Below are 13,299 nucleotides of genomic sequence, written 5' to 3' on the forward strand. Positions count from 1 at the left end.
GATCCTCAATTTCTCTATGCCGCACCGAACCCCGATGCGCTAGGCTCGGTCGAGCCGGTAAGTGGGGAGAAGATGAGCCCTTCCAAGCGCAACACGCTCCTGATCGGCGGCGGTGGCACGGTCCTCCTGATTGTCCTGGTTCTGCTGGTCGCGCCTGCCTTCATCGATCTCAACAGCTACAAGCCGCAGATCACGTCGGAGGTGAAGAAGGCGACCGGTCGCGACCTGGTGATCGACGGACCCGTGAGTCTGTCCTTGCTGCCGACGCCCAGCGTCAGCGTTGACGGCGTCCGCTTCTTCAATATGCCGGGCGCCAAGAATCCGAACATGGTCGAGGTGAAGTCGGTCACCGTTCGGCCGTCGCTGCTGGCGCTGCTGCTCGGGAATCTCGAAGTGAGCGAGGTCATTCTCGACCAGCCCAAGATCGTGCTCGAGGTCAATGCCGAGGGAAAGCCGAACTGGGAATTCACGCCATCGGTGGTCGAAGCCCGACCTGCCGCGCCCAAGCCAGCTTCGCCCAAGCCGCTGTCGGTGGGGGCGCTTACCCTCAAGGACGGAACCCTGATCTTCAGCGATTCCAGGGCGGGCCTTTCGGTGGTGGCTGAAAAGGCAAATCTTACGGCCTCCGTCGGCTCGGTCGACGGACCTTACAGCCTTGCCGGCAGTGCCACCATCAACGGAGCCCCGCTCACCTTCGATCTCAGCGTAGGGGCGAAGGGCAGCAACGGCTACGCAACGGATGTCGCCTTGTCCGGCGGCGGCGGCAAGCTTGGTTTCAAGGGCAGTCTCAGCACCCTTGGTCCCGACGCCCACCTGACCGGGACGGCCAATGTCTCGGCCGAGTCCCTGACTGCCTTTGTCGGCGTGCTCATGGGTCTAGCGGGCCAACCGGCCCCGAACCTGCCGCCGCTGCTGGCCGGCAAGTTCAGCTTCGAGGGCGGCATCGATCTTTCGCAGACCGCTTTCGCCGCCAAGGACTTCAAGATCCGGCAGGGGCAGGACAGCGGATCCGGCTCGTTGAGCGTCACCCTCAAGCCGGCGCTTGCCGTCGACGGCAAGCTCTCGATTCCCAGGCTCGATCTCGACGCCTGGCTGGCGGCGCTGTCTCCTCCGACGACGCCGACGGCAACAGGCGGTGCAGCCGCTTCGGCGCCCGCGGCGAGCTCTTCGGCCGCCCAAGCCGGGGGCAGTCTGCTGGCCACGCTGAACGCGAAGCTCGCGCTCGACGTTGGCGAGATCGTTTACAACAGGCAGCCGGTGCGCAACGTGGTGCTGGAGTTGGAGGCGCGCGGCGGCGCCGTGGCAGTGCCGAAGCTCAGCGCCACCCTGCCGGGCGACATGCAAGTCACCGCGAAGTCGACCCTCTCGGGCGATGCGGCGCGGCCGACCGCTTCGGGCGAGTTCAGCCTCGTCGCGCCCAAGCTGCGCGACACCCTGCACTGGCTTGCGATCGACGTCTCCTCGTTACCGTCGGACAAGCTTTCACGATTGAGCATCAAGGGCCGCATGGTCTCGACCAAGGGGGAAGTGCAGGTCCCCGATGCCGCGATCGAGCTCGACACCCTCAAGGCGACGGGCGGACTTGCCGTAACCTTCAGCGTTCCGCTCGCGGTGGTCGCCCATATCGATCTCGACACGTTCGACCTCGATGCCTTCCTTGCGCATTCGGCCGTCGGCCAGAAGGCGACCGCACAATCGTCTTCGAGCGCGGCCGCGACGGCGGCAACGCCACCGCGAAAGGTGGTGGCGGGACCAAGCCTCGGTATGAAGGCCAGGATCGGCAAGCTGATCTACAAGAAGCAGCCCGTAAGCGACGTCGATATCGATGTCGCCTTGCAAGGCGACACGCTCAGGCTGAACGACATCAAGGTGTCCAACTTCGCGACCGCCCGGTTCGCGGTGCGCGGCGTCGTGACCGATTTCGACGCGACGGAGCCGCAGCCCGATATCGCTTTCAACTTCGAGGCGACCGATATGACGCGGCTGCTGACGGCGGTCGGCGTCACGGCGCCGGACAATCTCGGCCTCGTCAAGGCGAGCGGCGGCATTTCGGGTAGCCTCGAGCGGCTGGCGCTGAAGGAACTGACGGTCGCCGCGATGGGCAAGAACGTCAAGGCGAGCGGGACGCTCTCGATGCCGGGCGCGGCAAAGGGGATACCGCAGTCTGTCAGCTACAAGGGAAGCGTCGTTCTGGACGGACAAGCGATCGAAGGGACGATTGACGCCAGGCTTGGCGGCCGGCCGGACGTCACCGCCGATCTCAGGGCTTCGCTGCTCGATCTCGACAAGCTGAGTGCCCATGCGGCGGCCGGACCGGCCCACGGCCAGCCGCCAGCCAGATCCGCCGACAAGCCGATCGATTCCGCTGCGCTGCGCTCCTTCGACGGTGCCCTGAAGCTCGAGGCCGCGACGCTGGTGAGTTCGCCGTTGCGTGTCGCCAATGCCAGCATAGCCGCCACGCTGAAGGACGGCGTGCTTACCCTGTCGCACTTCAAGGGCGCGCTGTTCGGTGGCTCGCTCGACCTTTCCGGCGTCGTCGATGCGAGGCAGCCGGCGCTCGGCCTGGACTTCAAGGGCGATGCCACCAACATCTATCTTGGCGAGATGCTGCGCAGCATGTCCGGCAAGAACGTGTTCGGCGGTACGGTCAAGATCACGGTCGACGGCAAGCTCAACGTCGACAGCATCGTCGTCAAAGGTAGCGGGACGACAGCCGACCAGATCAAGAAGTCCATTGCTGGCGGTGCGCAACTCAGTGGTCATATCTACGCAGGAGCCGACAAGGCGCTCACGACGCTCGGCACGGCGGCGACAGGCGTCGTGGGCGGCGTGATCGACAATACGCTGGGCTCGGCGCTCGGCATCGTCGGCCAGACCGGCGGCATCGGCGTCAGCAACATGCTGAATGCGGCCTCCCTGATCCTCAATCGCTTCGTCAATCGCGACAACCCGCTCTCCGGGCGGGTCGATATCGCGGGCGGCGTTCTGACCGACAAGTCGCTGATCGTCCAGGGCGATAGGGCGACCGCCAATATCGCGACGCGCACCGATCTCGCGAACTCCACGACCGATACACGGGTCAACTTCGTCATCGCCGAGGACACCTCGGCTCCCTACCTGATCGCGACGGTGCATGGGCCGCTGGCCTCGCCGTCGTATGGGGTGTCGCGCGGCAGCGCCAGGGATCCGCCCGGCTTCGTCAACACGCTGGGCAAGGGCGCGAGCGACGTTACGGCGCCGGCGCGCTCGATCCTGCCCAACGTGCCGGTTCCCAATCTTCCGATCCCCAACCTTTTCGGCCGCTGAGGACACCTTGCTCGAACGACTGCTCGCCGTGCTCAAGGCGCGGTTCGGTTCTGCGCCTTCCCTCGCCGAGGAGCCAAACGGCGTCGGGGTTCTGGCCGACATGGCCGACCGGCGCGTGATGCGCCGCTATCTCGACAGGCCGGTCGACCCGGCGCTAGTGGAGACGCTGTGCGCCGTGGCGCTGTCGGCGCCGTCCAAGAGCGACCTCCAGCAGGCCGATATCATTATCGTGCGCGACAAGGACCAGCGCGACAAGCTCGAGGCGCTGCTGCCCGACAATCCCTGGGTGAAGGCGGCTCCGGTCTTCCTGGTATTCTGTGCCAACAACCGCCGGCACCGGCTGCTCTATGCCTGGCGCGGCCAGCCGTTCGTGAACGATCATCTCGACCCGTTCTTCAACGCCTCGGTCGATGCCGGCATCGTGATGGGGACCTTTGTCGCCGCGGCGGATCGGGTGGGCCTCGGGACCTGTCCGATCAGCGCCATCCGCAACCGCGCCGAGGAGGTTTCTGGAATACTGGAGCTGCCAGATCATGTGCTCCCCGTGGCGGCGCTCGGCATGGGCTGGCCGTCCTTCGCCGGCGTGATGAGCCCGCGTCTCGGGCTCGACGTCACGGTCCATCATGACCGCTATGACGAAAGCGGTCTGCGGGAGAAGATTGCCGCCTACGACGCGCGGCGAGAGGCGGTGCAGCCGTACAAATCCCAGCGTCTCACGGAAAAATTCGGCCAGAGCGACAGTTATGGCTGGTCCGAGGACAAGGTCCGGCAATATTCGGTGCCGGAGCGGGCGGGATTCGGCAAATTCGTTCGCGGGAAGAAGTTCAACCTCGATTGAGGCGCTGACGCAGCGTCTGCAGCACATGGAGGCGAAGCGCACTCGACAGGTTGCCGCCATCGCCCGGAGAAGCCGTAACGCGTGCCCGGTCCACCTCGGCTACCAGCGCATTCAGAGACTGCCGGCGCGCCGCCGCAATGGCCGAAAGTTCGTCCCAGAAGCCATCCTCCAGCGAGATGCTAGTGCGGTGGCCGTCGATTGTGACCGAGCGCTTGCGCATTTTCTGGCCCATTTTTCGACTCTGGCAGCGGCAAGAAGGTCACTCAACCCGCCTTGCGGGTGGCACACCCCGTGCGTATATACCGCCGCCATCAATCCCCTCCGGAAGACAATATGGACATCCGTAACGTCGCGATCATCGCGCACGTCGACCATGGCAAGACCACGCTGGTGGACTGTCTGCTGAAGCAGAGTGGAACGTTCCGCGAAAACCAGCAGGTGGCCGAGCGCGCCATGGATTCCAACGACCTCGAGCGCGAGCGCGGGATCACCATCCTGGCCAAGGCGACCTCGGTCGTCTGGAAGGGCACGCGCATCAACATCGTCGACACGCCGGGTCATGCCGATTTCGGCGGCGAGGTCGAGCGCATTCTTTCGATGGTCGACGGCGTCGTGCTGTTGGTCGATGCGGCCGAAGGCCCGCTGCCACAGACCAAGTTCGTGCTGGGCAAGGCGCTGCGGCTGGGGCTCAGGCCGATCGTGTTGATCAACAAGGTCGATCGGTCCGACGCGCGTCCCCACCAGGTCCATGACGAGGTGTTCGATCTCTTCGCAGCGCTCGACGCCAATGACGAGCAACTCGACTTCCCGACGCTTTTCGCCTCGGCCCGACAGGGCTGGGCGGCGACATCGCTCGACGCCGAGCACAGGGACATGGAGCCCTTGTTCGACCTTATCCTGCGCCATGTGCCGGCGCCGAAGGTCGATGTCGATCCGGCCTTCCGCATGCTCGTCACGACCTTGGAGTCCGACCCCTTCCTGGGCCGCATCCTGACCGGGCGTATCCAGTCTGGCGCCGTTCGTCCAAACACCATCCTGAAGGCGCTGAACGGCAACGGCGACCGAATCGAGGAGACGCGCGTTACCAAGCTGCTGGCCTTCCGGGGCCTGGAGCGCCAGCCGATCGAGCAGGCGGAGGCGGGCGATATCGTGGCCGTCGCCGGCTTCAAGAGCGCAACGGTGGCCGACACGCTGGGTGATCTCGCGGTCGAGACGGCACTGCCGGCGCAGCCGGTCGACCCGCCGACGCTCGCCATGAACTTCATGGTGAACGACTCGCCGCTCGCCGGTCGGGAGGGTGACAAGGTCACGACTCGTATGATCCGGGCCCGCCTCATGCGCGAGGCCGAGGGCAATGTCGCGATCCGCGTACGCGACACCGAGAACGCCGACACCTACGAGGTGGCGGGTCGCGGCGAGCTGCAGCTCGGCGTGCTGATCGAGACCATGCGCCGCGAGGGCTTCGAGCTTGCCGTCGGCCGGCCGCGCGTGCTGTTCCGGGCCGATCGGGCAAGCGGTCAGCGGCTGGAGCCGATCGAGGAGGTCGTGATCGATGTCGACGATGCCTACACCGGTATCGTGGTCGAGCAGATATCGCTGCGCAAGGGCGAGCTTCAGGACATGCGGCCCTCGGGCGCCGGCAAGACGCGACTCGTCTTTCATGCACCGTCCCGCGGCCTGATCGGCTATCACGGCGAGTTTCTGACCGATACGCGCGGCACCGGCGTGATGAACCGCATCTTCCACGAATACGGTCCCTATCGCGGGCCGATCACGGGCCGCCGCAACGGTGCACTGATCGCCAATGCAGAAGGCGTCTCGGTCGCCTATGCGATGTGGAACCTCGAGGATCGCGGGCCGATGTTCATCGACCCGGGTATTGCCGTGTACGAGGGCATGATCATCGGCGAGCACAGCCGCGGCAACGATCTCGAGGTCAATGTGCTGAAGGGCAAGCAGCTCACCAACATCCGGGCCGCCGGCAAGGACGAGGCCGTCCGGCTCACGCCGCCGCGCAAGATGTCGCTTGAGCAGGCGATCGCCTATATCGAAGAAGACGAGTTGGTCGAGATCACGCCGAAGTCGATCCGGCTTCGCAAGCGCTTCCTCAGTCCCGAGGACCGCAAGCGCGCGAGGAAACAAGCCCAGGCTGAGGCGGCGGAATAGGTCGCGTGCAAAGCGTGATCGCGTAGCCGGGTGGCGGGCCCCGGCTTACAGCCGCCCTCCGGTCAAACTGGCCCGCTGGCTGATCTCGATGTGGTTGCCGTCGGGGTCGCAGACGAAGGCGAAGCGCACCGTGTCGCCGAGAAGCCGCGGCTCGCCGCCCGATGTGCCGCCGCGAGCCAGGATGCCCCGGTACTCGGCGGCGCAATCCCATACCTGGATCGTGGTGTAGCGATAGCCCGGCCCGCGCCATTCGACGCTGCGCTCGACCTTGCCTCGTTCGGCGATCACGATGAGCGAGTCGCCACAGCGATAGCAGCCATCACGCACCCGTTCACATTGCATGGCGTGCGTCCAGAAGCGGTCATGGGCCGCGGGGTCGTTCACCCTGAGCAGGACGGCGATGCCGTCGACGTTCCCATCCCCTTTCGGCACCAGCGCTACCTTGTTCCCGTCGGGATCGGCCAAAGGACGCGGCGCCGCCAGTCCTTCGCGCGCGATCTGCAGGCCGACGATGCCGGAGGGCGCGATGGCAGGCAGCGGATCGCGCGCATGGTTCATCTTCAGGATCGAGCCGTTCATGTGATGGCGGTGTTGCTGCATGCCGCCACCCAGCTTGCCCATGTGGTCGTAGGGAAGCCCGATCGTGTGCTGCCAGAAAGCGAGCTGTTCGTCGCGCTTGTTGGAAAAAAGGCCGAGGTCGAGATGGTTCTTGGCGAGCTTCATGGCCACGATCTTACCCCACGCACAGGACATACAAAGGTCGCCGGACTCCGTGCGGACCGGCTGCTAGGAACGCTCGTGGGGCACGGAGCCGGCAGAAAGGGACCTGCCGTGCGTATGTGAGAAGGGTGAGGATGATCCGCGCCATTATGGGCACGATCGCCGTGCTTGCCGGTTTTGCCGTTGTCGAAACGTCGAACGGCGCGGGTCTGGGCCCCGCCGGTTCCTGCAAAGTCACCGAGGCATACATGCTGCTGCGGCCCGGGGAACGGGTTCTCGTGCGTGCCGAGCCGACGCCGGAGGGAACCGTATTGGCTGCCCTCGCCGCCAGGGATACCGGCGCGGAGCTGACGCCACTGGTCGTGACCGTCACCGGAAGCAAGAAGGGTTGGGCGCGGATCACGCTCAGTCCGGAGGACTACGCGGCTGGCGATGGCCGGCCGCACGCCCATGGTTGGCTGCCGGCGGACGTTCTGGCGGTCAACACCCGTCTCGACGGCGTCGTGACCGTCTACGACCGACCCGGCTTGCTGGGCGACGTCATCGGTCGGATCGAAAACCAGGACCAGACCTTCCGCATGCTCGGTTGCCGTGGCAGCCTTCTGCAGGTCATCAATGCCACGGAAGGCAATATCTGGATAGACCGCTGGTGCGCAAAAGCCCGAGGTTGCCGCAGCTAGAGTTACCGAGTACCGGCGCCTGCGCTGCCGGCAGTGGCGCCATCCGGCTGATAGGGGACGGTCCGCATCAGATCTTCAGATCGCTGAAAAAATCGTTGCCCTTGTCGTCGGTGACGATGAAAGCGGGGAAGTTCTCGACCTGGATTCGCCAGATCGCTTCCATGCCGAGCTCCGGATATGCCAGCACCTCGATCTTCTTGATGCAGTTCTTGGCGAGGATCGCGGCCGGTCCGCCGATCGAGCCGAGATAGAAGCCCTTGTGCTTCTTGCAGGCATCGACCACCTGACGGCCGCGGTTGCCCTTGGCCAGCATCACCATTGAGCCGCCGTTGGCCTGGAAGAGATCGACGTACGAATCCATGCGGCCGGCCGTGGTCGGACCGAATGAGCCCGAAGGCATGCCTTCGGGCGTCTTGGCCGGGCCGGCATAGTAGACCGGAAACTGCTTGAAGTAGTCCGGCAGGCCCCCGCCGCGATCGAGCCGCTCCTTGAGCTTGGCGTGCGCTGAATCGCGGGCGACGATCAGCGTGCCCGTGAGGTTGACGCGCGTCTTCACGGGATATTTCGCCAGTACTGCGAGCGTGTGCGCCATGCCCTTGTCGAGATCGACCGACACCACGTCGCCCGAGAGCTGCTGCGGCTCGACCTCGGGGAGGTAGTGCGCCGGATTGGTCTCGAGCTGCTCGAGAAAGATGCCGTCCTTCGTGATCTTGCCGAGCGCCTGGCGGTCGGCGGAGCAGGAGACGCCGAGCCCGATCGGCACCGACGCGCCGTGACGGGCGATCCGGATCACGCGCACGTCGTGGCAGAAATACTTGCCGCCGAACTGCGCGCCGATGCCCATCTGGCGCGTGAGCTCCAGCACCTTCCGTTCCATCTCGCGGTCCCGGATCGCCACGCCTTTGTCGTTGCCCTCGCCCGGAAGATCGTCGAGGTATCGCGTCGAGGCGAGCTTGACCGTCTTGAGGTTCATCTCCGCCGACGTGCCGCCGATCACGATCGCCAGGTGATAGGGCGGACAGGCCGCGGTGCCCAGCGTGCGGATCTGGGTATCGAGAAACTTCAGGAGCGCCGCTTCGTTCAGCACTGCCGGTGTCTGCTGGTAGAGATAGCTCTTGTTGGCCGAGCCACCGCCCTTGGCGATGAACAGGAACTTGTAGGCGTCACCGTCAGTCGCGTAGATGTCGATCTGCGCCGGCAGATTGGTGCCGGTCTGCACTTCCGTGAACATCGAGATCGGCGACACCTGGCTGTAGCGCAGGTTGGTCTCGGTGTAGGTCTTGAATACGCCTCTGGCGATCGCTGCTTCGTCGCCACCGCCGGTCCACACCGCCTGGCCCTTCTTGCCCATGACGATCGCGGTGCCCGTATCCTGACACATCGGCAGCACGCCGCCGGCGGCGACGTTGGCGTTCTTCAGGAGCTCGAGCGCCACGTATTTGTCGTTCGACGACGCTTCGGAGTCGTCGAGGATCGAGCGGAGCTGGGCGAGATGGTCGGGTCGCAGGAGATGGGAAATGTCGTGAAAGGCGGTCGCCGTAAGCAGGGTCAAAGCCTCGGGGTCGATCGTCAGCACCTCGCGGCCATTGAACCTGGCCGAACCGACGAAATCGGACGACAGCTTGCGATAGGGCGCGGTGTCTTTGCCGCTCGGAAACATTTCCTGAAACTGGAACTCGGGCATGCGACGAACTCTCCTGGCGCCTGCTTGGAAAGCGCGCATCCCTGCCGCAAGCGGGCTGCGGCGTCTAGCTACTTCTTTCTGAAGCTGTCGAGCTTGACGATCTTGGACGCCGGATCTTCCGGCTTGCCCTCGGCTGCGTCCTGGCCGGCCGATTCGGCCTTGGCTTCGCCGGTTGCACCTTCGCTGGCTTCGCTGTCCTGGCCGCCGAGTTGAGGCCGCCTTTCCGGCGCCGACAACGGCGTGGGCGGCACGGGCTCGGCCTTGTCGACCGGACCGCCGGCCTTGTCCTTGCGGTCGAATTGCAGGCCGAAGCGCACCGACGGGTCGACGAAGGCCGACAGCGCGGAGAAGGGCACCTTTATGCGCTCCTGCTGCTTGTTGAAGCTCACGGTTACTTCGAAGAAGTCCTCGTGGACGATGAGGTCCCAGTACTGATGCTGGAGGACGATCGTCATTTCGTCCGGATATTTGGCGCGCAGATACTCGGGCAGTTGGACGCCCGGATCGGTGCTGCGGAAGGAGATGTAGAAATGATGCGAGCCCGGCAGCCCCTTGTCGGCCACTTGAGTCAGCACGCGGCGCACGACGCTGCGCAGCGCGTCGTCGACGAGAGCGTCGTAGTGAAAGCGATCGTTCATGGCTTGCCGGAACTTTCGCGGAGCATCGGCCCGCGTCCCATGAGAGTCAACGCCGTGAAAAAGCGATTCAGAGGAAGGAAAGTGGGAGGGCTTCTGTTGCCCGGTGCCCTCCCGAAACCGCGCTTACGTCCGCTGTTTAGGCGGCAGCAGCGAGTGCAACGTCGTTATCGTTGGCACTTGTGTGTGGCCCTTTGCGGCGGAACCATGCCGGGCAAAAACCGCGCCTTTACCACGCTCGTCGATCCTGTTTCGCCCCCATCGATCCCGTTCGGCGAACGAGGGAAAATGGTGGAGGCGCCGGGTACCGCCCCCGGGTCCGATACGCTTATGCCACGCGGCGTTTATCGCCATAGTCGGTTTCCCGACGGACCCAATATAAGCGCGCCGACGCGGTTTTTGAAGGCACGCTGCCTGCCGATTTCCCCATGGAAGGCGCCGCCCCGGACCCATAGAGTCCGCGGCCAACCAAGGACAACACACGATGCCCCTCTCCACCGATCAGCAGGCTGAAATAGACGAGGCTCGCGAAGGCGGCAGCAAGACGTTGCGGCCGGTCGCGCCGGCGCTGGAAGAAATCCTTTTCCGGGCGCTGCCCGTGCTTGATCAGGGGTTCGTTCGGGTAGTGGACTATATGGGCGACGACGCGGCGGTCGTGCAGGCGGCGCGCGTGAGCTACGGGCGCGGCACCAAGAAGGTGAGCGAGGACCGCGGGTTGATCAACTATCTCATGCGCCATCGCCACACGACGCCGTTCGAGATGTGCGAGATCAAATATCACGTGAAGCTGCCGATCTTCGTGGCGCGGCAGTGGATCCGCCATCGTACCGCCAACGTGAACGAGTATTCGGCGCGCTACTCGATCCTCGACAATGAGTTCTACATTCCCAAGCCCGAGCATCTGGCGGCCCAGAGCAAGGCCAACCGGCAGGGCCGTGACCAGCTCCTGGCCGGCAAGGAGGCCGAGCGCGTCTTTGCGCTTCTCAGGAAGGACGCCGAGCTTGTCTACGAGCACTACATGGAGATGTTGAACGAGGGCGAAACCGGTCAACCGCTCGATCCTGAACGCTCGGGGCTGGCGCGCGAACTTGCGCGCATGAACCTGTCACTCGCCTTCTATACGCAGTGGTACTGGAAGACGAACCTGCACAATCTCATGCACTTCCTTTCGCTGCGGGCCGACGCCCATGCGCAATACGAGATCCGCGTCTACGCCGAGACCATGCTCGACACACTCAAGCGCTGGTGCCCGTTCTGCCACGATGCCTTCATGGAATACCGCATGGGCGGCGCGCACCTGTCGAAAACCGGACTCGCCGCGGTGAAGCGCATGATCGCGGGCGAGAGGGTCGACCAGAAATCGAGCGGTCTCAACCCGCGGGAATGGCGCGAGCTGATGTCGGCGCTCGGCCTTTCCTCGAAATGACCGTCCGCCCGGCCCGCGATCCCGGCCGGCTGCGCCTTCTGCGCGAGCGCCCGCGCGATGCCGAGCCGATCGAGGAGATGACCGCGGCCGCCTTCGGCCCCGACCGCTTCCACAAGACGGTCTACCGGCTGCGCGAGGACGTCCCGCCGCTGCGCGATCTCTGCTTCGTGGCCCTCGATCAGAAGCGCCGGCTCGTAGCCTCGATCCGCAACTGGCCGGTCCTGATCAACGAGCGTTGGCCGGCCGTCATGCTGGGCCCGCTCGCGATCGCGCCGGAGTTGCGCGGGCTCGGCTACGGCAAGGCGCTGATGTGGCACTCGATGGCGCAGTCGCGCATCCAGGGCCACAGCCGTATCATTCTGGTGGGCGATCCCGAGTACTACAGTCAGTTCGGGTTCCGCCGCGACCTTGCCCTGAATGTCCAGCTTCCCGGCTGGGTCGAAGAGCGCCGCTTTCTCGCCCTCGAGCTCGTCGCCGGTTCGATGATCGGGGTGCACGGCATGGTCGGCAAGGCCCGGACGAAGCGACGCGGTCCGGCGCACAAAAGGAAGCGATCGGCGTTCGGTGCCTAGCGCATCACAATGCGCGGGGCGGCGCGCGGTCCGCGCTGCTTGGCGGTGAGCTGCTTCCAGACACGGCCGGCGATGTTCTTGTAGGCCTGCGCATGCGGGCTGTCGGGCTGGGCGACCACGATGGGATGGCCGCTGTCGGATGTGGTGCGGATGTCGAGATGAAGCGGAATCTCGCCCAGGAACGGCACGCCGAGCCTGTCGGCCTCCTCATGGGCCCCGCCATGACCGAAGATTTCGGATCGCTCGCCGCACTTGGGACAGACGAAATAGCTCATGTTCTCGACGATGCCCAGAACCGGCACCGCGACCTTGCGGAACATGTTGAGGCCCTTGCGGGCGTCGACCAGAGCGATGTCCTGCGGCGTCGAGACGATCACTGCGCCCGATAGCGCTACCCGCTGGGCGAGCGTCAGCTGCGCGTCGCCGGTGCCAGGCGGCATGTCGACCACCAGGACGTCGAGCTCGGCCCATTGCACGTCGCGCAGCATCTGCTCGAGGGCGCTCGACACCATCGGGCCGCGCCAGATCATCGGCGTCTCCTCGTTGACGATATAGCCGATCGACATGGTGCGCAGTCCGTAGCGCTCGATCGGCTTGAGCTGCTTGCCGTCGGCCGATTCAGGTTTCTCGGTCACCGCCAACATGCGCGGCATCGACGGCCCGTAGATGTCGGCGTCGAGCAGTCCTGTGGCGACGCCGATGGCGGCAAGGCCGAGTGCGAGATTGACGGCGGTCGTCGACTTGCCGACACCGCCCTTGCCCGAGGCGATGGCGATAATGTGCTTCACTCCCGGTACCTCGATCCGGCCGCCGCCGGGCGCACCCGAACGATGGACAGGCCCGCTTCGCACCCGCCGCTCGGCAGGCATGGGCGGCGGAGCCGGCGCGGCGCGTTCCGCAGTCAGGACGGCCGTGGCGGAAAGAACGCCGGGCATGGCGCGTACCGCCTGCTCACATGCCAGCCGCAGGGGTTCCAGCGAGGGACCGCGCGACGGATCGACCTCGAGGGTCACGGCGACGTGACCGCCCCGAGTGGCGATGCCGCTTATCATGCCCGACGCCACAACGCTCTTGGCCGTGACCGGATCCATGACCGTTTCGAGAACGCCGCGCACGGCCGATTCGGTGACTTCCGGCATGTTCGCTCGCTCCCGGCAATAAACTGTCGCGCTTGATTGAGGGTATAGTGCCGTCACATATATGCAGCGCGGCATGAAAGCAAAGTCCCGCTGCAGGCCCTGAGGTGATGGATGGCGTGGAATAACAACAGCG

General features: G+C 65.1%; 11 protein-coding genes and 1 other RNA gene. 6 read left to right on the top strand and 6 right to left on the bottom strand.

Translation table 11 applies throughout. From position 1 onward, the window contains the following. The first annotated feature begins 72 nt into the window (after positions 1 to 72). Both VH499_RS13725 and VH499_RS13730 read left to right on the top strand, forming a co-directional pair. Positions 73 to 3,306 carry an AsmA family protein gene (locus VH499_RS13725; protein ID WP_332053303.1) on the top strand — a complete coding sequence of 1,078 codons (3,234 nt, stop codon included), beginning with the start codon at positions 73 to 75 and terminating at the stop codon, positions 3,304 to 3,306. Positions 3,307 to 3,313: 7 nt separating this feature from the next. After that, positions 3,314 to 4,144: a nitroreductase family protein gene (locus VH499_RS13730; protein WP_332053304.1), complete on the top strand. Its 831-nt coding sequence runs from the start codon at positions 3,314 to 3,316 to the stop codon at positions 4,142 to 4,144. On the opposite strand, the gene VH499_RS13735 is transcribed toward VH499_RS13730, so the two are convergent. Then, the gene (locus tag VH499_RS13735; RefSeq protein WP_332053305.1) at positions 4,131 to 4,376 is read right to left on the bottom strand and encodes a ribbon-helix-helix domain-containing protein; all 246 of its coding nucleotides are present in this window, start codon (positions 4,374 to 4,376) and stop codon (positions 4,131 to 4,133) included. The genes VH499_RS13730 and VH499_RS13735 overlap by 14 nt on opposite strands. A 101-nt stretch (positions 4,377 to 4,477) precedes the next feature. Here VH499_RS13735 and typA point away from each other — a divergent pair, with 101 nt between their 5' ends. After that, positions 4,478 to 6,310: a translational GTPase TypA gene (gene typA, locus VH499_RS13740; protein ID WP_332053306.1), complete on the top strand. Its 1,833-nt coding sequence runs from the start codon at positions 4,478 to 4,480 to the stop codon at positions 6,308 to 6,310. Between the two features lie 45 nt (positions 6,311 to 6,355). Here typA and VH499_RS13745 read toward each other — a convergent pair whose 3' ends face one another. Continuing rightward, the gene (locus VH499_RS13745) at positions 6,356 to 7,033 is read right to left on the bottom strand and encodes a VOC family protein (RefSeq protein WP_332053307.1); all 678 of its coding nucleotides are present in this window, start codon (positions 7,031 to 7,033) and stop codon (positions 6,356 to 6,358) included. Positions 7,034 to 7,164: 131 nt separating this feature from the next. On the opposite strand from VH499_RS13745, the gene VH499_RS13750 reads away from it, so the two are divergent. After that, positions 7,165 to 7,710, top strand: coding sequence for a hypothetical protein (locus tag VH499_RS13750; protein ID WP_332053308.1), 546 nt, complete (start codon positions 7,165 to 7,167; stop codon positions 7,708 to 7,710). Between the two features lie 67 nt (positions 7,711 to 7,777). Here the strand turns inward: VH499_RS13750 and VH499_RS13755 are convergent, their stop codons facing one another. The 3 genes from VH499_RS13755 to ssrA form a co-directional block, all read right to left on the bottom strand. Next, positions 7,778 to 9,394 (bottom strand): fumarate hydratase, encoded by a 1,617-nt coding sequence (locus VH499_RS13755; RefSeq protein WP_332053309.1) that lies wholly within the window; start codon positions 9,392 to 9,394, stop codon positions 7,778 to 7,780. 68 nt (positions 9,395 to 9,462) lie between these two features. Beyond that, positions 9,463 to 10,032 (bottom strand): SspB family protein, encoded by a 570-nt coding sequence (locus tag VH499_RS13760; protein ID WP_332053310.1) that lies wholly within the window; start codon positions 10,030 to 10,032, stop codon positions 9,463 to 9,465. Between the two features lie 80 nt (positions 10,033 to 10,112). Further along, positions 10,113 to 10,437: a transfer-messenger RNA gene (gene ssrA / locus VH499_RS13765) on the bottom strand. Between the two features lie 76 nt (positions 10,438 to 10,513). On the opposite strand from ssrA, the gene thyX reads away from it, so the two are divergent. Then, the gene (gene thyX / locus VH499_RS13770; protein WP_332053311.1) at positions 10,514 to 11,455 is read left to right on the top strand and encodes an FAD-dependent thymidylate synthase; all 942 of its coding nucleotides are present in this window, start codon (positions 10,514 to 10,516) and stop codon (positions 11,453 to 11,455) included. Continuing rightward, positions 11,452 to 12,027 carry an N-acetyltransferase gene (locus tag VH499_RS13775; RefSeq protein WP_332053312.1) on the top strand — a complete coding sequence of 192 codons (576 nt, stop codon included), beginning with the start codon at positions 11,452 to 11,454 and terminating at the stop codon, positions 12,025 to 12,027. The genes thyX and VH499_RS13775 overlap by 4 nt, the downstream gene beginning before the upstream one ends. On the opposite strand, the gene apbC is transcribed toward VH499_RS13775, so the two are convergent. After that, complete coding sequence (gene apbC / locus VH499_RS13780; RefSeq protein ID WP_332053313.1) at positions 12,024 to 13,166, bottom strand: iron-sulfur cluster carrier protein ApbC; 1,143 nt, start codon at positions 13,164 to 13,166, stop codon at positions 12,024 to 12,026. The genes VH499_RS13775 and apbC overlap by 4 nt on opposite strands. Positions 13,167 to 13,299 lie beyond the last annotated feature (133 nt).

It is taken from the genome of Reyranella sp., from assembly GCF_036558665.1.
Classification (GTDB): Bacteria; Pseudomonadota; Alphaproteobacteria; order Reyranellales; family Reyranellaceae; genus Reyranella.